The organism is Pseudomonas rossensis (genome assembly GCF_039888995.1).
Taxonomy (GTDB): Bacteria; Pseudomonadota; Gammaproteobacteria; order Pseudomonadales; family Pseudomonadaceae; genus Aquipseudomonas; species Aquipseudomonas rossensis.
In genome coordinates this window covers 1-515 of record NZ_JBBWCB010000327.1, presented here as the reverse complement: position 1 = coordinate 515, position 515 = coordinate 1, and the positions used below count along the sequence as shown (strand labels likewise).

1 protein-coding gene is annotated in these 515 nt (G+C 62.9%); it reads right to left on the bottom strand.

The genetic code is table 11. The features are described from left to right. Nucleotides 1–515: cadherin-like domain-containing protein (locus WLY71_RS30720; protein ID WP_347806585.1), on the bottom strand; the 515-nt coding region annotated here is incomplete at both ends.

The window sequence follows — 515 nt, the reverse complement described above, 5'->3', positions numbered from 1 at the left end:
GGTCACGGTTTCGCTGATATCGGTGAAGCTGTCGTCGACCGGGGTCACGCTGATATTCAAGGTCGAAGTGACGTCAGCGCCGGAGCCGTCGGTGACGGTGTAGCTGACCGTCGGCACCGCACCGTTGTAGTTGGCCGCCGGGGTAAAGGTGTAGGCGCCGTTCGTTCCGATCACCAGGGTACCGACATTGGCGATGGTCGCGGTTTCACCGGCCTGGTACTGGGTACCACCGACGGTGAAGTTGAGCACGCTGACCGGGCCGTCAACGCTGTTGGTGCCGGTGAGCACGCTGCCGTTGACTGGGGCGTCTTCGCTGGTGGTTACGGTTTCGCTGATGTCGGTGAAGCTGTCGTCGACCGGGGTCACGCTGATGTTCAGGGTCGAGGTGACATTGCTGCCGGAGCCGTCGGTGACGGTGTAGCTGACCGTCGGCACCGTGCCGTTGTAGTTGGCGGCCGGAGTGAAGGTGTAGGCGCCGTTCGTTCCGATCACCAGGGTACCGACATTGGCGATGG